The sequence below is a fragment of the Pseudomonas sp. NFACC04-2 genome (assembly GCF_900119265.1).
GTDB classification, from domain to species: domain Bacteria; phylum Pseudomonadota; class Gammaproteobacteria; order Pseudomonadales; family Pseudomonadaceae; genus Aquipseudomonas; species Aquipseudomonas fluorescens_AA.
In genome coordinates this window covers 98250-116862 of the sequence record NZ_FPJC01000011.1, presented here as the reverse complement: position 1 = coordinate 116862, position 18613 = coordinate 98250, and the positions used below count along the sequence as shown (strand labels likewise).

The 18613-nt window shown below is 62.4% G+C and carries 16 protein-coding genes; 8 read left to right on the top strand and 8 right to left on the bottom strand.

The annotated features are described in order from the left end of the window. Positions 1-9 precede the first annotated feature (9 nt). Positions 10-417 carry a hypothetical protein gene (locus BT125_RS16365; RefSeq protein ID WP_072408475.1) on the top strand — a complete coding sequence of 136 codons (408 nt, stop codon included), beginning with the start codon at positions 10-12 and terminating at the stop codon, positions 415-417. A 427-nt stretch (positions 418-844) separates the two neighbouring features. Beyond that, a complete protein-coding gene (locus BT125_RS16360) occupies positions 845-2938 on the top strand; it encodes an LTA synthase family protein (RefSeq protein WP_072408473.1) in 2094 nt (697 codons plus the stop codon). A gap of 64 nt (positions 2939-3002) precedes the next feature. Here BT125_RS16360 and BT125_RS16355 read toward each other — a convergent pair whose 3' ends face one another. Further along, positions 3003-3155 carry a DUF3309 family protein gene (locus BT125_RS16355; RefSeq protein WP_003183939.1) on the bottom strand — a complete coding sequence of 51 codons (153 nt, stop codon included), beginning with the start codon at positions 3153-3155 and terminating at the stop codon, positions 3003-3005. Between the two features lie 229 nt (positions 3156-3384). On the opposite strand from BT125_RS16355, the gene BT125_RS16350 reads away from it, so the two are divergent. The 3 genes from BT125_RS16350 to csrA all read left to right on the top strand — a co-directional run bounded on the left by BT125_RS16350 (position 3385) and on the right by csrA (position 4942). Beyond that, the gene (locus BT125_RS16350) at positions 3385-4200 is read left to right on the top strand and encodes an SDR family oxidoreductase (RefSeq protein ID WP_072408472.1); all 816 of its coding nucleotides are present in this window, start codon (positions 3385-3387) and stop codon (positions 4198-4200) included. A 57-nt stretch (positions 4201-4257) separates the two neighbouring features. Beyond that, entirely contained in the window at positions 4258-4590 is a 333-nt protein-coding gene (locus tag BT125_RS16345) for a YnfA family protein (RefSeq protein WP_072408590.1), read from the top strand. A gap of 151 nt (positions 4591-4741) precedes the next feature. Then, positions 4742-4942, top strand: coding sequence for a carbon storage regulator CsrA (gene csrA / locus BT125_RS16340; protein ID WP_060738615.1), 201 nt, complete (start codon positions 4742-4744; stop codon positions 4940-4942). On the opposite strand, the gene BT125_RS16335 is transcribed toward csrA, so the two are convergent. From BT125_RS16335 to mnmC, 5 genes are all read right to left on the bottom strand, one after another. After that, positions 4931-5158 (bottom strand): YheU family protein, encoded by a 228-nt coding sequence (locus tag BT125_RS16335; RefSeq protein WP_003199186.1) that lies wholly within the window; start codon positions 5156-5158, stop codon positions 4931-4933. The genes csrA and BT125_RS16335 overlap by 12 nt on opposite strands. A gap of 181 nt (positions 5159-5339) precedes the next feature. Further along, positions 5340-6530 (bottom strand): osmoprotectant NAGGN system M42 family peptidase, encoded by a 1191-nt coding sequence (locus tag BT125_RS16330; RefSeq protein ID WP_072408470.1) that lies wholly within the window; start codon positions 6528-6530, stop codon positions 5340-5342. A gap of 201 nt (positions 6531-6731) precedes the next feature. Next, complete coding sequence (gene ngg, locus BT125_RS16325) at positions 6732-8477, bottom strand: N-acetylglutaminylglutamine synthetase (RefSeq protein WP_072408468.1); 1746 nt, start codon at positions 8475-8477, stop codon at positions 6732-6734. A 3-nt stretch (positions 8478-8480) separates the two neighbouring features. After that, positions 8481-10253, bottom strand: coding sequence for an N-acetylglutaminylglutamine amidotransferase (locus BT125_RS16320; protein ID WP_072408466.1), 1773 nt, complete (start codon positions 10251-10253; stop codon positions 8481-8483). A gap of 271 nt (positions 10254-10524) precedes the next feature. Then, positions 10525-12507, bottom strand: coding sequence for a bifunctional tRNA (5-methylaminomethyl-2-thiouridine)(34)-methyltransferase MnmC2/FAD-dependent 5-carboxymethylaminomethyl-2-thiouridine(34) oxidoreductase MnmC1 (mnmC, locus tag BT125_RS16315; protein WP_072408464.1), 1983 nt, complete (start codon positions 12505-12507; stop codon positions 10525-10527). Positions 12508-12660: 153 nt separating this feature from the next. Between mnmC and pap the strand changes: the two genes are divergently transcribed. Beyond that, the gene (pap, locus tag BT125_RS16310; RefSeq protein ID WP_072408462.1) at positions 12661-14175 is read left to right on the top strand and encodes a polyphosphate:AMP phosphotransferase; all 1515 of its coding nucleotides are present in this window, start codon (positions 12661-12663) and stop codon (positions 14173-14175) included. Between the two features lie 103 nt (positions 14176-14278). After that, positions 14279-15463, top strand: coding sequence for a thiolase family protein (locus BT125_RS16305; protein ID WP_072408460.1), 1185 nt, complete (start codon positions 14279-14281; stop codon positions 15461-15463). A 177-nt stretch (positions 15464-15640) separates the two neighbouring features. Here BT125_RS16305 and BT125_RS16300 read toward each other — a convergent pair whose 3' ends face one another. Further along, positions 15641-15838: a DUF6316 family protein gene (locus tag BT125_RS16300; RefSeq protein WP_060738608.1), complete on the bottom strand. Its 198-nt coding sequence runs from the start codon at positions 15836-15838 to the stop codon at positions 15641-15643. A 192-nt stretch (positions 15839-16030) separates the two neighbouring features. Between BT125_RS16300 and BT125_RS16295 the strand changes: the two genes are divergently transcribed. Continuing rightward, positions 16031-16993 (top strand): DMT family transporter, encoded by a 963-nt coding sequence (locus tag BT125_RS16295; protein ID WP_041475797.1) that lies wholly within the window; start codon positions 16031-16033, stop codon positions 16991-16993. Positions 16994-17174: 181 nt separating this feature from the next. Here the strand turns inward: BT125_RS16295 and BT125_RS16290 are convergent, their stop codons facing one another. After that, positions 17175-18569 (bottom strand): class II fumarate hydratase, encoded by a 1395-nt coding sequence (locus BT125_RS16290; protein WP_072408458.1) that lies wholly within the window; start codon positions 18567-18569, stop codon positions 17175-17177. Between the last annotated feature and the right edge of the window lie 44 nt (positions 18570-18613).

Below are 18613 nucleotides of genomic sequence, written 5' to 3'. Positions count from 1 at the left end.
ATTCGCACCATGACCGCCATCGCTCGTATCACCCTGCTCACGCTCGTCATGGGCCTGAGCGCTTGTGCGGTCCAGCGTCCGTCGGAGCCCTCGGCGCCGCTGCCACCGATTCCACCGTCGACCCCAACCACCAAACCGGCCCCATCCACGCCTCCAGGCAAGCCGACCATCCCGAACAAACCGGCCAAGCCGCTGCCGCGCACTTCCGCCAGCTTCGCCCCGCCACCGGGTGGCAACAGCCATTGGGACGCCAAGCTGGGAGTGTATGTGCTGGACAACCAGACCAATACGTTCTATCGCCAGCGTACCTATTACCGCTGGAACAACGGTTGGAGCCGTTCCGTCAGCCCGAATGGTCCGTGGGAGGACACCACCATCGAAGGCGTGCCGGCGGGCCTTGGGCGCCAGTTTCATTGACGATGATCGTTTTCACACTGGACTGGATGTGATCGGCAACCCTGTGGTGAGGGAGCTTGCTCCCGCTGGGCTGCGAAGCAGCCCCAATCCAGCCACCGCGGTCCGTCAGGCATATTTCGTTATTCGGGTTTTACGACTGCTTCGCAGCCGAGCGGGAGCAAGCTCCCTCGCCACAATAGCGTTCGGCTCAACTTCATCAGCAGGCCGGGATTTTTGTGTTTCTGGATATTCTTTGAACGAAATTTTCACTAAATCTTGCGGACAATCCCCCGCGCTCATATCGCCGTCGGTTATTTAATGGCAATGCCATAGCCGTTCGTGCAACATTTGCGCACTCGCGCAAGCCCCGGGGCCAGACTTTGGCCAACAGAGGGCGCGCCGTTGTTTCTCTTTTGTCACTCCAATTCCAATAGGGTCCTTAAACGACATGGCAATCCCGGACGCCCTGAGTCAGCAGCGCACCACGCATCGCCTGCTGCAACCGACCGTCAAATCGCACCTGGCCTACACGTTGCTTTGCGCCCTGGTGATGATGGTCATGTTAAGCCTGCTGCGCGTGGCGCTGCTGGTCTATAACCGCGAGATGATTCTCGACACCCCAGCCTCGACCTTCGTTGAAGCGTTCGCCAACGGCCTGCGCTTCGATTTGCGCCTGGTGGTCTACCTCTGCATCCCGTTGCTGCTGGCGTTGTTCAGCGCAAGGGCCATGGCTGCCCGTGGTTTTTTTCGTTTCTGGCTGACCGTCACCTCCAGCATCGCGCTGTTCCTCGGCTTGATGGAGATGGACTTCTACCGTGAGTTCCACCAGCGCCTCAACGGCCTGGTCTTCCAATATGTGAAGGAAGACCCGAAAACCGTAATGAGCATGCTCTGGTACGGTTTTCCGGTGGTGCGCTACCTGCTGGCCTGGGTCGGCGGTACCCTCATCCTCGCCTTGGCGTTCAAGGGCGCCGACCGCGCCACCCGTCCCCGTGGGCCGTTCAGTGGCGGTACTATCGGCACCCGGCAGATCGCCCCGTGGTATGGGCGTGTCGCGGTGTTCATGGTTTGCCTGCTGGTGGCCGTGGCCGCCGCGCGCGGCACCCTGCGCCAAGGTCCGCCGCTGCGTTGGGGGGATGTCTACACCACCGATTCGAACTTCGCCAACCAGTTGGGACTCAATGGCACGTTGTCGCTGGTGGCGGCGGCCAAGAGCCGGATGTCCGAAGACCGTGACAACATCTGGAAAGCTACCCTCGAGCAGCCGCTGGCACAGCAGACCGTGCGTGACATGCTGGTGATGCCTGACGACAAACTCGTGGACACCGAGACCGCCGCCGTGCGCCGCGACTACACGCCGCCGGCGGACAAGACCCTGCCGATCAAGAACGTGGTCGTGATCCTCATGGAAAGCATGGCCGGTCACTCGGTGGGCGCCTTGGGCGCGCCGGGCAACATCACGCCTTACATGGACAAACTGGCCAAGGAAGGCCTGCTGTTCGACCGTTTCTTCTCCAACGGCACCCACACCCACCAGGGTATGTTCGCCACCATGGCGTGCTTCCCGAACCTGCCGGGTTTCGAATACCTGATGCAGACGCCGGAGGGCAGCCACAAGCTGTCAGGCTTGCCGCAACTGCTCAGCGCCCGAAACTATGACGACGTGTATGTCTACAACGGCGATTTCGCCTGGGACAACCAGTCGGGGTTCTTCAGCAGCCAGGGCATGACCAACTTCATCGGGCGTAACGACTATGTGAACCCGGTGTTTTCCGATCCCACCTGGGGTGTGTCTGACCAAGACATGTTCGACCGTGGCCTGATCGAGCTCAAGGCGCGGGAAAATGGCAAGCCGTTCTATGCCTTGCTGCAAACCCTGTCCAACCACACGCCTTATGCGTTGCCGACGCCGTTGCCGGTCGAGCCGGTCACCGACCGTGGCAGCCTGAACGAGCACTTGACGGCCATGCGCTACGCCGACTGGGCGCTGGGCCAGTTCTTCGAGAAAGCCCGCAAGGAGCCTTACTTCAAGGAAACCCTGTTCGTGGTGGTGGGCGACCATGGCTTTGGCAACGAACGCCAGATCACCGAAATGGACCTGGGCCGTTTCAACGTGCCGATGCTGTTGATCGGCCCGGGCGTGCAGGAAAAATTCGGCCAGCGTAGCCATACCGTGGGTACCCAGGTCGACATCGTGCCGACCATCATGGGCCGGCTCGGTGGGCAGGTACGGAACCAGTGCTGGGGCCGTGACCTGTTGAACCTGCCGGAAGGCGACACCGGTTTTGGCGTGATCAAGCCGTCGGGCAGTGAACAGACGACGGCGATCATTCGCGACGACAAGATCCTGGTCCTGCCGAAGGAAAAGGAAATGCCGCCGAAGATGTACCGCTATGAACTGGGTGCCAACCCTCATGCGCAAATCATCCCCGACGCACCGGACACGGCGGAGATGAAACTCAAGCTCGAATCGTTCCTGCAAACGGCGACCAAGAGCCTCTTGGATAACACCGCCGGCGTCGTTGACGGCAAGCCGGACTGATAAACGGCGAGCATAAAAAAAGAGGCCTGCAAAGGCCTCTTTTTTTTTGCGCTTACTTAGCGGTTTATATTTTGCCCAGTAATAGCAGGACCAACAGCACCACCAACACTACACCAATGATACCGGACGGACCGTAACCCCAACTTCTGGAGTGCGGGAAGACCGGAAGACCACCGATCAGCAGGAGGATCAGGATGATGATAAGTATTGTGCCCATTGTAGATTTCCTTATTGGTCAGTTTTGGAGTGTTGCAACTTCCAACTACCAGCACGCATGTGTTAAATCCGGGCGGCTTAATAAGTCCGACCGTAACGTCTGGTAAAAAATTCAAAGTTTTTGTAGCGGCGACGGTTTGCCCTCGCCATTCAGCAATCTGATGGAGCGTGGGTCCGGCAGGTGCCTTCGCTACACTCGGCCTATCTCTCCCGGAACAAGGCTGTTTGCTATGCAAAATCGCATGATGATCACTGGTGCCGGCTCCGGCCTGGGTCGCGAAATCGCGCTGCGCTGGGCCCGCGAAGGCTGGCGCCTGGCCTTATCGGATGTCAGCGAACCAGGCCTTTTGGAAACCCTCAAACTTGTGCGCGCGGCGGGTGGCGACGGCTTCATCCAGCGCTGCGATGTGCGCGACTACAGCCAATTGACTGCGTTCGCCCAGGCTTGCGAAGAGAAGCTCGGTGGCATCGATATCATCGTCAACAATGCCGGCGTCGCCTCGGGCGGGTTCTTTAGCGAACTCTCCCTGGAGGATTGGGACTGGCAGATCGCGATCAACCTGATGGGCGTGGTCAAGGGCTGCAAGGCGTTCCTGCCGCTGCTGGAAAAAAGCCGCGGCAAGATCATCAATATTGCTTCCATGGCCGCCTTGATGCAGGGACCCGCCATGAGCAACTACAACGTGGCCAAGGCCGGTGTGGTGGCGTTGTCGGAAAGCCTGTTGGTGGAATTGGCGCAGCAGGAGGTCGGCGTACACGTAGTGTGCCCCTCGTTCTTCCAGACCAATCTGCTGGACTCCTTTCGCGGTCCGACCCCGGCCATGAAGGCCCAGGTGGGCAAATTGCTGGAAAGCTCGCCGATCAGCGCCGCCGACATTGCCGACTACATCTATCAGCAAGTCGCCCAGGGCCAGTTCATGATCCTGCCCCATGAACAGGGGCGCATGGCGTGGGCCCTCAAGCAGAAGAACCCAAGGTTGCTGTACGACGAAATGACCGTCATGGCCGACAAGATGCGCGCCAAGGCCCGGCAGAACCTGAATTGACCTGGCTGCCCGATGTCCTCAGGATGGCGCCATTCGGCCTTCCTGATGGACATCTGCATGCTCAATTACTTGTGGTTTTTTCTCGCCGCGCTGTTTGAAATCGCCGGTTGCTACGCCTTCTGGATGTGGCTGCGCCAAGGCAAGAGCGCCTGGTGGATCGCCCCAGCGCTACTCAGCCTGACCTTCTTCGCCCTGTTGCTGACTCGCATCGAAGCGACGTACGCCGGGCGGGCCTACGCCGCCTATGGCGGCATCTACATCATTGCCTCGATTGGCTGGCTGGCCGTGGTGGAGCGGGTCCGGCCACTGGGTTCCGACTGGATTGGCGTGGCGCTCTGCGTGTTGGGGGCGAGCGTGATTCTATTCGGCCCGCGGTTCTCGGCGTCCTGAAATCACCTACGGTCTGGGAGGGTTTTGCAGGAAGTTTCCTTCAGTCGCAAGAACTTTGCTTGTAGGGCCTTACTGAATTCTCGCCGGTGTCTTGAGAACGAGAGGCGGGCCGGGCATGGTCAGGGTCCAGACATTCTTAAGGACAAGGACCATGCTCGTATTAAGCCGTGCTGTGGGTGAGTTGATTTCCATCGGTGACGATATTTCCGTCCGCGTGCTGTCGGTCAGCGGCACCACCGTGCGTTTTGGCGTGGAAGCGCCACGGCACGTCGATGTCCATCGCTCCGAAATCTACGAAAAGATCCAGAGGAAAAAGGCCCACGCCGCCCGCAAGGCGTGTTCAGTCGAATAGGTGCTTGGGCACATCGTGCTTGAGCATCAGTTGGCACTGTTCGCTTTCGGGGTCGAAGACGATCAACGCCTGGCCTTTGGTCAGCGCTTGCCGGACCCGTAGAACCCGCGTTTCCAGGGGCGTGTCGTCACCGTTGTCGGTGCCGTCGCGGGTCACGAAGTCCTCGATCAGGCGAGTGAGTGTGTCGACTTCGAGTTGGTCGTGGGGGATGAGCATGGGGTACCTCGGCTAGACAATGAGGCGATGCTACGGCCAATGGGCTTTTGCGGCTAGCCTTGGGTTTTGTGGGGCCTGTTCTGGCCTCATCGCGAGCAAGCTCGCTCCCACAGGGGAATGCATTTCAAGTGTGGGAGCGAGCTTGCTCGCGATGGCAATAGCCCAGACAGTGAATGTTGGATCAGCTATCCGACCGCTGCCCCACCAGGCTGTCCACCGACGGCACCCGAGTATCGCTTTCCATCTGTGCATCATGCTCGATCTGGTGACTGAAGCGGTCCAGCGAGCCTTGGGACGGTTGTGCGTCGCTGGCGAACACCGGTGGGCTGAGAATGTAGGCGCCGAGCAGGCGGCTGAGGGCGGCCAGGCTGTCGATGTGGGTACGTTCGTAGCCATGGGTGGCGTCGCAGCCGAAGGCGAGCAGGGCGGTACGGATATCGTGGCCGGCGGTGATGGCCGAATGAGCGTCGCTGAAGTAGTAGCGGAACAGGTCGCGGCGTGCCGATATGTCGTTCTCCTTGGCCAGTTTCAGCAAGTGCCGCGACAGGTGATAGTCGTAGGGACCTCCGGAGTCCTGCATCGCCACGCTGACCGAATGTTCGCTCGAGTGCTGGCCGGGAGCGACGGGGGCGATGTCGATGCCGACGAATTCGCTGACGTCCCAAGGCAACGCGGCCGCGGCACCGCTGCCGGTTTCCTCGGTGATGGTGAACAGTGGGTGACAATCGATCAGCAGTTCTTCACCGCTGTCGACAATCGCCTTGAGCGCCGCCAGCAGCGCCGCGACCCCGGCCTTGTCGTCCAGGTGACGGGCGCTGATGTGGCCGCTTTCGGTGAATTCCGGCAGGGGATCGAAGGCCACGTAATCGCCGATGCCCACCCCCAGGGTTTCGCAGTCGGCGCGGGTGGCGCAATACGCGTCCAGGCGTAATTCGATGTGGTCCCAACTGATGGGCATTTCGTCCACGGCGGTGTTGAACGCGTGCCCGGACGCCATCAACGGCAGCACGCTGCCGCGAATCACGCCGGTGTCGGTGAACAGGCTGACCCGGCTGCCTTCGGCGAACCGGCTGGACCAGCAACCTACCGGGGCCAGGGTCAGGCGACCGTTGTCCTTGATGGCTCGCACCGCGGCGCCGATGGTATCCAGGTGCGCCGAGACGGCCCGGTCGGGGCTGCTCTTGCGGCCCTTGAGCGTGGCGCGGATCGTGCCGCGACGGGTCATTTCGAACGCGATACCCAGCTCCTCGAGCCGCTCGGCGACGTAGCGCACGATGGTGTCGGTAAAGCCGGTGGGGCTGGGAATGGCGAGCATTTCCAGCAGGACTTTCTGCAGGTATTCGAGATCCGGTTCGGGAATTTTACTGATCATGGAAACTCCTGATGGGTTAAGCGCATCGATGGTTTCGATGAGTGAGTCCGACGGTTGGATGACGGTGCCTGCACTGGCCTTATCGCGAGCAAGCTCGCTCCCACAGGGTTTCTGCAGTGAACACAGAATGTATAAACACCAAAAATTCCATGTGGGAGCGAGCTTGCTCGCGATGGGGACTGTTCAGGCACCACACTTGTGCTAGGCCACCGTCTGGCTATGAGGAAACAACAAATCCACAAAGCGCTCGGCGGTGGGTTGGGGTTCGTGGTTGGCCAGGCCGGCGCGTTCGTTGGCTTCGATGAACACGTACTCGGGTTGATCGGCCGCCGGCACCAGCAGGTCGAGGCCGACCATGGGAATGTCCAACGCCCGCGCGGCGCGCACCGCCGCATCGACGAGGGTCGGATGCAGGATGGCGGTGACATCCTCCAGCACGCCGCCGGTGTGCAGGTTCGCCGTACGCCGGACGAACAGGTGTTCCCCGGCCGGCAGCACGCTGTCGTAGTCGAACCCCGCCGCGTTGAGTGTGCGCAGGGTCTCGGCATCCATCGGGATCTTGCTTTCGCCGCCCGTGGCGGCCTGCCGTCGGCGGCTTTGGGCTTCAATCAGCGCGCCGATGGTGTGCCGGCCGTCGCCGATCACCTCCGCCGGACGCCGGATCGCCGCCGCCACCACTTCAAAGCCGATCACCAGGATGCGCAGGTCCAGGCCTTCGTGGAAGCTTTCCAGCAACACCTGGCTATCGAACTGCCGAGCCGTCTCGATGGCGCTCTGCACTTCCTCGATGGTGCGCAGATCCACCGCCACGCCTTGGCCCTGTTCCCCGTCCAGCGGCTTGACCACCACCCGTTCGTGCTCATCGAGGAACGCCAGGTTGTCATCGGCATTGCCCGCCAACTGTTGGGCTGGCAGGTTCAGGCCGGCGCTTTTCAGCACCTTGTGGGTCAGGCTTTTGTTCTGGCACAAGGTCATGCTGATGGCGCTGGTCAAGTCGCTCAGGGATTCTCGGCAGCGCACCCGGCGGCTCCCGTGGATGAGGGTGAACAAGCCGGCCTCGGCATCGTCCACCTGCACTTCGATGCCGCGACGGTGAGCTTCTTCGACGATGATTCGAGCATAGGGGTTGAACTGCGCCTCGGGGCCCGGGCCGAGGAACAACGGCTGGTTGATGCCGTTCTTGCGTTTGATGGCGAAGGTCGAGAGATTGCGAAAACCAAGCTTGGCGTAGAGGTTTTTCGCCTGGCGATTGTCATGCAGTACCGACAGGTCGAGGTAACTCAAGCCCCGGCTCATGAAATGCTCGATGAGATGGCGCACCAGTACTTCGCCCACACCGGGCCGTGAACATTGCGGGTCTACGGCCAGGCACCAGAGGCTGCTGCCGTTTTCCGGATCGTTGAAGGCTTTCTGGTGATTCAGGCCCATGACGCTGCCGATCACCGCGCCAGTGTCGTCGTCTTCGGCCAGCCAGTACACCGGACCACCCTCATGCCGCGGGGTCAAACGGTGTGGGTCGATGGGCAACATGCCCCGGGCCTGGTAGAGCTGGTTGATCGCCTGCCAATCGGTCTCGCTCTGGGCCCGACGAATCCGGAAACCGCGAAACACCCGGGTGGACTGGCGATAGTCGCTGAACCACAGGCGCAAGGTGTCGGATGGATCGAGGAACAGTTGCGCCGGTTCCAGCCCCAGCACTTGCTGGGGCGCGGCCACGTACAAGGCAATGTCGCGTTCACCGGGTTGTTCGTTGAGCAGTTCCCGGGCCAGGCTCGCCGGGTCCGGGAAGGTGTGGCCGATCAGCAGTCGGCCCCAGCCGCAATGCACCGCGATCGGGTCGGCGCCCAATTCGCTGCCGTCTTCGGCCAAGCGTGCCTGCAGGCGTTCATAAGAAGGCGCCTGGCCGCGCAAGAGGCGTTGGTTGTGAACGGTTGCGTGAGGTTTCATCGATCAGATTCCTTGCTCGCTGAGCCACAGGTTCAGCGCCGCCAGTTGCCACAGCCGCGAACCGCGCAACGGCGTGAGCTGGCCGTTGGGGTCGGTGAGCAGGCGGTCGAGCATGGCCGGGTTGAACAGGCCGCGATCCTGGCTTGGATCCAGCAGCAGTTCGCGGACCCAGGTCAGGGTTTGGCCTTCCAGATGCTTGAGGCCTGGCACTGGGAAATAACCTTTCTTGCGGTCGATCACCTCGCTGGGGATCACCCGTCGGGCGGCTTCCTTGAGCACCTGCTTGCCGCCATCAGGCAGCTTGAACTTCGCCGGGACTCGGGCCGAAAGCTCCACCAAGCGGTAGTCCAGGAACGGCGTGCGCGCTTCCAGGCCCCAGGCCATCGTCATGTTGTCGACGCGCTTGACCGGGTCGTCCACCAGCATCACGGTGCTGTCCAGGCGCAGGGCCTTGTCCACCGCGGCATCGGCCCCGGGTTGGGCGAAATGCTCCTTGACGAAGTCACCGGCCGCGTCATGGGCCGTCAGCCAGTTGGGCTGCACGGTAGCGGCATATTCTTCGTAGCTGCGGTCGAAGAACGCAGCGCGATAGGCGGCGTACGGATCGCTGGCGCCATCGACCTGCGGGTACCAATGGTAACCGGCGAACAGCTCGTCGGCGCCCTGGCCGCTTTGCACGACTTTGCAATGCTTGGCCACTTCCCGCGACAGCAGGTAGAAGGCAATGCAGTCGTGGCTGACCATCGGTTCGCTCATGGCGCGGAACGCCGCGGGCAGTTGCTCGATGATCTCTTTTTCGTCGATGCGCAGTTGGTGGTGGCGGGTGCCGTAGTGCTTGGCGATCAGGTCCGAATATTGGAATTCGTCACCGCGTTCGCCGCCGGCATCCTGGAAACCGATGGAGAACGTGGACAGGTCTTCCACGCCCACTTCCCGCAACAGACCCACCAACATGCTTGAGTCGACGCCCCCGGACAGCAGCACGCCGACATCCACGGCGGCACGCTGACGAATGGCGACGGCTTCACGGGTGCTGTCGAGCACGCGGTCGGTCCAGTCTTCCAGGTTCAGGTGCTGTTCATCGGTCCGAGGGCCGTAGGGCAGGGTCCACCAGGTTTTCTGCTCAGTGGTACCGTCGGCTTCGATCCGCATCCAAGTCGCGGGCGGCAGTTTTTCAACACCGGCCAGCAGGGTGCGTGGCGCCGGGACCACCGCGTGGAAATTCAGATAATGGTTGAGGGCCACCGGGTCGAGCATGGGGTTGATGTCGCCGCCCTTGAGCAGGGCCGGCAATGCCGAGGCGAAGCGTAGACGCTGGCCGGTGCGCGACAGGTACAGCGGCTTGACGCCGAGGCGGTCGCGGGCGATGAACAGCCGCTTGGCATCGCGCTCCCAGATGGCGAACGCGAACATGCCGTTGAGCTTGGGCAGCAGCGCTTCGCCCCAGGCGTGGTAGCCCTTGAGCAGCACTTCGGTGTCGCCGCCGGAGTAGAAGGTGTAGCCCAGGGCTTCAAGTTCGGTGCGCAGTTCCGGGTAGTTGTAGATCGCACCGTTGAAGGCCAGGGACAGGCCCAATTGATTATCGATCATCGGCTGGGCCGAGCCGTCCGACAGGTCCATGATTTTCAGGCGCCGATGGCCCAGGGCAATCGGCCCCTGGCTATGAAAACCCCACGCGTCAGGGCCGCGAGGGGCCAGGTGATGGGTGATTCGCTCTACGGCCGCAAGGTCCGCAGGTTGTTGATCGAAACGTAACTCTCCAGCTAATCCGCACATAAGTCCTTACCGGTTTTTCCGTTGGGGAGGGGTCAAGCAGTACGCGCCAAAAGGGCAGGTACCCTGAAACTGACCGGAGGGATTGCTGTGAGTTTTAGATCGATGCGTTATAAGCCGGCGGGCGGGGTTGGGTTGAATGTCGCGTGATCCTTGTGGGAGCGAGCTTGCTCGCGATAGCGGAGGATCAGTTGGCCTCTGAGTTGACTGACCCAACGCTATCGCGAGCAAGCTCGTTCCCACAGGGGGTGTGACAGGTCTTAAGAAGTCGGTGCTAAGCCTTGCCCCGAATCAAGGCCCGCAACGCAAACCGGTTCGGGTGGCAGGCCTCGGCCACGCTGCGAGGCAGTGGCAGTGGTTCGTTGTCCAGCCAGGCGGCGATCAGTTCGCCCGACAGGGGCGCGGTGATCAGGCCTCGGGAACCGTGGCCGCTGTTGATGTACAGGCCCTCGAGCCACGGGCAGGGGGCGTCCGGTACTTGGCGGGCGTCTTTGCCCAGGGCCGCATAGGCGTCGGTAAAGGCCTGGCGGTCGGCCAACGGTCCGACAATCGGCAGGTAATCCGGGCTGGTGCAACGAAACGCCACGCGGCCTTGGAGGTGCTCCGGGTCCAAGGTAGCGGCGTTCAAGCGCTGCACCAGATCTTGGGAGATTTCTTCGAGCATCCGCAGGTTGCCGGCGTGCTCGGCGGCGGTGGGGGTCAGGTCGTCGCTGTTGAAATCGAAACTGGCACCCAGGGTGTGTTCGCCCTGCCGCGACGGCGCCACATAACCTTCGGCGCAGACCACCGTCGCCAGGCTCTGGCTGCCAGGGGTTTGCGGCAGACGGGTGATCTGCCCGCGAATGCGCTTGAGCGGCAAGTCGGCAGCCGGTTCGAAGCGTTTGATCTCGGCAGCACTGGCGAGGATCACTACCGGCGCACTGGCCAGGCAGCGTTCGCTGTCCCACGCCTGCCATTGGCCGTCGACACGGCGCAGGTGTAGCACGTCATGATGGGGTTGCACATCGATCGCCGGTCCTGAGGCTTGCCAGCGACACAACGCCGGCGGATGCACCCAGCCGCCCTCGGGATAAAACAAGCCTCCACAGACCAGGCCGATGCCGGATCGGGCCTGGGCCTCGGACTGATCCAGGGTGTGCAGTAACTCCGCTGGGAATGCCTCGGCCAGTTGTGCCTGGCGTTCGGCTTCCTTGCTGTTGAAGGCCAACTGCAAGACGCCACAGGCATCCCAGTCAACACCGCGTTGCAGTTGCTCCAGCACGCGTCGGGTGTAGCCGAAGCCGCTGAGGATCATCTGCGACAACGCAGTGCCGTGGGCCGACAACTTGAGGTACAGCACGCCCTGGGGGTTGCCGGAGGCCTCCTCGGCCAACCCGGCATGCCGCTCCAGTAGCGTCACCTGCCAGCCACGGGCGGCGAGGCTCGCCGCGCTGGCACAACCGGCCAGGCCGCCCCCGATCACCAGGGCCCGGCGCTCGCCAGTGGGGGGCACGGGGCGGGCGTACCAGGGTTTTGCCGGGGATGGCGCCGCTGTCTGCTCCGGCCAGCCAAGAAACACGCCCCGCAGGATTTCCCACTTATGGCCGATGCCCGGCGTGCGCTTCATCTTGAAGCCCGCCGCGTTCAGCAAGCGCCGGACCCAGCCGGTGCTGGTGAAGGTGCTGAGGGTGGCGCCGGGTGCGGCGAGCCGGGCCAGTTCGGCGAACAGCTCGGCGGTCCACATCTCGGGGTTCCGGGCCGGTGCGAAACCGTCCAGAAACCAAGCGTCGATCTGCCCGTCCAGTTGCGGCAACTGCTCCAGGGCGTCGCCGATCAACAGGGTCAGTGTCACCCGCCCATTGGCCAGGACCAGGCGCTGGAAACCCTGATGGATCGCCACGTATTGCCCAAGCAGTTGCTCGGCCTGGAGGGCGAGCTGCGGCCAGAGGGCCAGGGCCCGACACAAGTCCTGCGGGGTCAATGGATACTTCTCGACGCTGACGAAATGCAGTCGCGCCCCGGTCGGTGCGCATTGTTCGAACAACTGCCAGGCGCAGAGGAAGTTCAAGCCGGTGCCAAAGCCGGTTTCGCCGATCACCAGGCGCCCGTCGGCGGGCAGCGCGGCAAAGCGCTCGGCCAGGTTGTTCTGCTTGAGGAACACGTAACGGGTTTCTTCCAGCCCGGACTGATCGGAGAAATACACGTCGTCGAACACCCGCGAACGCGGGCGACCCAGGTCGTCCCAGTCGAGTTGGGCGTGGTGCTGTACAGGCGTCATGGCAGGCTCGGTCGAAACTGAGCGGCCATTCTAGCCGATCGATTACCGATTGCTTCTGTGCATACGCATCCGTAGGAGCTGACGAGTGCACAGTTCCTACCCGGGCCGCATCCAATCCGCTAGTCTTGCCCCAATCCCTGGAAGGAGCTGTCCATGTTCGAATCCGCTGAAATCGGTCACGTCATCGATAAAGACACCTTTGAGGCCGAGGTGCCGGCCCTGCGTGAAGCACTACTGGAAGCTCAGTTCGAGTTGCAGCAGCAGGGTCGGTTTCCGGTCATCGTGTTGATCAACGGCATCGAAGGTGCGGGCAAGGGCGAGACGGTGAAGTTGCTCAATGAATGGATGGACCCGCGGCTGATCGAAGTGCGCACCTTCGACCAGCAGACCGACGAGGAACTGGCGCGGCCTCCGGCGTGGCGTTATTGGCGGATGCTACCGGCCAAGGGGCGCATGGGGATTTTCTTCGGCAACTGGTACAGCCAGATGCTGCAAGGCCGGGTCCATGGCGAATTCAAGGACCCACGGCTCGACCAGGCGATCGCCGGTGCCGAGCGCCTGGAAAAAATGCTCTGCGACGAAGGCGCGCTGATCTTCAAGTTCTGGTTCCACCTGTCCAAGAAGCAGATGAAGGCCCGGCTCAAGGGGCTCAAGGATGACCCCTTGCACAGTTGGCGCATCAGCCCGCTGGATTGGCAGCAGTCCCAGACCTATGACAAGTTCGTCAAATACGGCGAGCGTGTGTTGCGCCGCACCAGTCGCGATTACGCGCCGTGGCATGTGATCGAAGGCATGGACAGCTGTTATCGCAGCCTCACCGTCGGGCGGATCCTGCTCGACGGCTTGCGCCAGGCCCTGGACCGGCCGAAGATCAAGCCGCAAAAGGTCAGCGTGGCGCCGCTGGCCGAGTTGGATGGCCAGATCACGTTGCTCGACAGCCTGGACATGACCCGGCGCCTGGACAAGGCCGACTACGAAGAACAACTGATCACCGAGCAGGCGCGCTTTGCCGGGCTGCTGCGGGACAAACGCATGCGCCAGCATGCCTTGGTGGCGGTGTTCGAAGGCAATGACGCGGCGGGCAAGGGCGGGGCGATCCGGCGGGTCACGGCGGCCCTGGACCCGCGCCAATACAGCATCGTGCCCATTGCCGCGCCCACGGAAGAAGAGCGCGCCCACCCCTACATGTGGCGGTTCTGGCGGCATATTCCCGCACGCGGCAAGTTCACCATGTTCGACCGCTCTTGGTACGGCCGGGTGCTGGTGGAGCGGGTCGAAGGGTTTTGCAGCCAGGCCGACTGGCTGCGGGCCTACGGGGAAATCAACGACTTCGAGGAACAGCTCGCCGATGCCGGCGTGGTGGTGGTGAAGTTTTGGCTGTCCATCGACAAGGAAACCCAGCTGGAGCGTTTCCAGGAGCGCGAGGACATCCCGTTCAAGCGCTTCAAGATCACCGAGGATGACTGGCGCAACCGCGACAAGTGGGAAGCCTACCGCGCCGCGGTGTGCGATATGGTCGACCGCACCAGCACCGAGATTGCCCCCTGGACCTTGGTGGAGGCCAACGACAAGCGCTGGGCGCGGGTCAAGGTGTTGCGCACCCTCAACCAGGCGCTGGAGACGGCTTTCGAACGCAGTGCGAAACAGGCTCGCAAGAAGAAGCGCTAGGGCGATGGGCGTGCATACGCGAGGTGAATGATTGTCGCGGTCGGTTATCCAGTGGATCTATGCTCGATCCACTCTCAACCGACTACAACAATGAGGTACAGCCATGCGTGAAGTGGTGATCGTCGACAGCGTACGGACCGGCCTGGCCAAGTCCTTTCGTGGCAAGTTCAACATGACCCGTCCGGATGACATGGCGGCCCATTGCGTCAATGCCTTGCTGGCGCGCAACGACATCAACCCGGCCAGTGTCGAGGACTGCATCGTCGGGGCCGGGTCCAATGAAGGTGCCCAGGGCTACAACATCGGGCGCAACGTGGCGGTGCTCTCGAAATTGGGCATCGGCACGGCCGGCATGACCCTCAACCGCTTCTGTTCTTCGGGCCTGCAAGCCATTGCCATCGCCGCCAACCAGATCGCTTCCGGTTGCAGCGACATCATCGTGGCCGGCGGGGTGGAGTCCATCAGCCTGACGATGAAAAGCGTCAACACCGACAACCTGATCAACCCGCTGCTCAAGGAACAGGTGCCCGGGATTTATTTTCCCATGGGCCAGACCGCCGAGATCGTCGCCCGTCGTTACCAGGTCAGCCGCGAGGAGCAGGATCGCTACGCCTTGCAGAGCCAGCAACGCACCGCCAAGGCCCAGGCGGCCGGGTTGTTCGATGACGAAATCATCCCGATGGCGGTCAAGTACCGGGTCGAGGAAAAGAACACGGGTGCCGTGCAGATGCTCGATGGCGTGGTCGATCGTGATGATTGCAACCGTCCCGACACCACCTATGAAAGCCTGGCCGGCCTGAAGCCGGTGTTCGCCGAAGACGGCTCGGTGACGGCGGGCAACTCCTCGCAGTTGTCCGACGGGGCTTCGATGACCTTGGTAATGAGCCTGGAAAAGGCCCTGGCCCTGGGGCTCAAGCCCAAGGCGTTTTTCCGCGGCTTTACGGTCGCCGGTTGCGAGCCGGACGAAATGGGCATTGGCCCGGTGTTTTCGGTGCCCAAGCTGCTCAAGGCCAAGGGCTTGCAGATCGCCGATATCGACCTGTGGGAACTCAACGAGGCGTTCGCTTCCCAGTGCCTGTACAGCCGCGACCGGCTGGAAATCGATCCAGAGAAATACAACGTCAACGGCGGCTCGATCTCCATTGGCCATCCGTTCGGCATGACCGGTTCGCGACAGGTGGGGCATCTGGTGCGTGAGCTGCAACGGCGCAACCTGCGTTACGGCATCGTGACCATGTGCGTGGGCGGCGGGATGGGGGCTACGGGGTTGTTCGAGGCGGTGAGATAAGCAAGGGCTTATGGCGGTCGGCGGCTTTTCTAGCCAGGGAGCTTGTGTGGCAGGGGAGCTTGCTCCCGCTCGGCTGCGAAGCAGTCGTTATCCTGTCGATGCGGTTTATTGACGGGGCAGGGGGCCGCTTCGCGACCCAGCGGGAGCAAGCTCCCTCGCCACAAAGAGAGCGGTGCGTTAGCTGGCGACCTGAGTCAGTTGCAGCATTCGCTGTACATATGCCTCCACCTCCCGCAGCGCATCCTCGCGACTGGCGAACGGCCCTTCCTGGGTGCCTTCCCGGGTGTTGAAGTAAAATTCGCCGTTTATCCGGCAAATCCGGTCACTGGGAAAGACCATCGCAGGGGCGAGGTCCTGGGCACGTTTGCCGAGCATGAGGGGCTCCAAAAGAGACGGCGGGATCAGATTGAATGAAGTTTAGGAGCTGGCGCTGACGGCTGCTTGACGAGCCGATAGGCGGCCATGTGCCATATCCGTACCCGGTTCAATTAATCCCCAACTGTTCCTGTGTTGCTGGGCGATAGACGCCTAGAATGGGCATTCTTTGTCTTGGGCTTCGAGGGTTGCATGCACATATCGTCCGGTCGCTGGGTCTACGGCTTGTTCCTTGCCCTGTTGACCGCCCTGCTCTGGGGAATCCTGCCTATCAAGCTCAAGCAAGTGCTGCAAGTGATGGACCCGGTCACCGTGACCTGGTTTCGCTTGCTGGTGTCCGGCGGTTTGCTGTTCATCTATCTGGCGGCCACCCGGCGCCTGCCCAGTCGCAAAGTGCTGGGCCCTCGCGGCGGCTGGCTGGTGGCGATGGCGGTGCTCGGACTGGTGGGCAACTACGTGTTGTACCTGATGGGCCTGAATCGCTTGAGCCCCGGCACCGCGCAACTGGTGGTGCAGATGGGGCCGATCATGTTGCTGGTCGCCAGCCTGTTCGTGTTCAAGGAGCGGTTCAGCGTGGGGCAGGGCATCGGCCTGTTGGTGCTGCTGATCGGTTTCACGCTGTTTTTCAACCAGCGCCTGGGCGAGTTGCTGACGTCCCTGAGCGACTATACCGCCGGGGTGCTGATGGTGTTGCTGGCGTCGACGGTCTGGACGTTCTATGCCCTGGGCCAGAAGCAATTGTTGACGGTGTGGAATTCGCTGCAGGTGATGATGGTGATCTACCTGTTCTGCGCGCTGCTGCTCACACCCTGGGTGCATCCGTTGGAGGCGCTGCAATTGAGCCCGTTGCAAGGCTGGTTGTTGCTCGCTTGCTGCCTCAACACCCTGATTGCCTATGGCGCGTTCGCCGAAGCCCTGGCCCATTGGGAAGCGTCGCGGGTCAGCGCGACCCTGGCGATCACGCCGCTGGTGACCTTCGCCGCGGTGGCGATGGCGGCCTGGTGGTGGCCTGATTATGTCCATGCCGAGCAGATCAACCTGCTGGGCTATGGCGGGGCGGTGCTGGTGGTACTGGGTTCGGCGCTGGTTGCCCTGGGACCCTCGCTGATCGCCGGGCTCAGGGCCCGGCGCGAGCGTTTGGCTGTCGGGCGTTAAACCGCGTTATCGTTCTTCGCGAGCAAGCCCGCTCCCACGGTGAATCTCAGTGTATGCAATATTGCGGCTCACATGGATTCCCTGTGGGAGCGGGCTTGCCCGCGAAAGCGGCTTGGCAGGCGATGAGGATGTCGAGCCGACCGGCCCCGTCGCGAGCAGGCTCGCTCCCACAGGGACGGCGTCAGCCCTGGCTACCCGCTTCCAGCATATTCTCCGGCCTCACCCAGGCATCGAACTCTTCATCGGTCAGGTACCCCAGTTGCAACGCCGCCTCGCGCAAGGTCAGCCCTTCACCGTAGGCTTTCTTGGCGATTTCCGCTGACTTGTCGTAGCCGATGTGCGGGTTCAGCGCGGTTACCAGCATCAACCCACGTTCCAGGTGCGCGGCCATCTGCTCGGCGTCCGGCTCGAGCCCGGCGATGCAGTGCTGCTGGAAGTTGCTGCAGCCATCGGCCAACAGGCGGATCGATTGCAGCAGGTTATGGATGATCACCGGCTTGAACACGTTCAACTGCAAATGCCCCTGGCTGGCGGCGAAACCGATGGTCACGTCGTTGCCCATGACCTGGCAGGCCAGCATCGACAAGGCTTCGCACTGGGTCGGGTTGACCTTGCCGGGCATGATGGAACTGCCCGGTTCATTGGCCGGCAATTTCACTTCGGCGAACCCGGCCCGCGGCCCGGAGCCCAGCAGGCGCAGGTCGTTGGCAATTTTCATCAGGGTCACGGCCAGGGTTTTCAGCGCGCCGGACAGGGCGGTCAGGGGCTCATGGCCCGCCAGCGCGGCAAATTTGTTCGGCGCGGTGACGAACGGCAGGCCGGACAGCGCCGCCAGCTCGGCGGCAATCGCTTCGCCAAAGCCATGGGGTGAATTGAGTCCGGTGCCCACCGCCGTACCGCCCTGGGCCAGTTCGCAGACCGCTGGCAGGGCGGCGCGGATGGCGCGTTCGGCATAATCGAGCTGGGCAATGAAGGCCGACAGCTCCTGGCCAAAGGTGATCGGCGTGGCGTCCATCATGTGGGTACGACCGGTCTTGACCAGTTTCATGTGGCGCGCCGCCAGCTCCGCCAGGCCGCCGGACAGTTCACCAATGGCCGGCAGCAATTGCTGCTGGACGGCCTGCACCGCAGCGATGTGCATGGCGGTGGGGAAGCAGTCGTTGGAACTCTGCGAACGGTTGACGTGGTCGTTGGGGTGCACCGGGCTCTTGCCGCCGCGGGGGTTGCCGGCCAGTTCGTTGGCGCGTCCGGCGATCACTTCGTTGACGTTCATGTTGCTCTGGGTCCCGCTGCCGGTTTGCCAGACCACCAGCGGGAACTGGTCGTCATGTTGGCCGGCCAACACTTCGTCGGCGGCCTGTTCGATCAAGCGGGCGATGTCGGCGGGCAGGTCTCCGTTGCGGTCGTTAACCCTTGCGGCGGCTTTCTTGATCAGCGCCAGGGCGTGCAACACCGACAGCGGCATGCGTTCGTTGCCAATGGCGAAGTTGATCATGGAGCGCTGCGTCTGCGCGCCCCAGTAGGCGTCGTCCGGGACTTCAACCTGGCCAAGGCTGTCGGTTTCGATACGGCTCATCGGGTCAAACTCCTTAAAGGCTGAATGCGCAGTTTAGGCCCAGA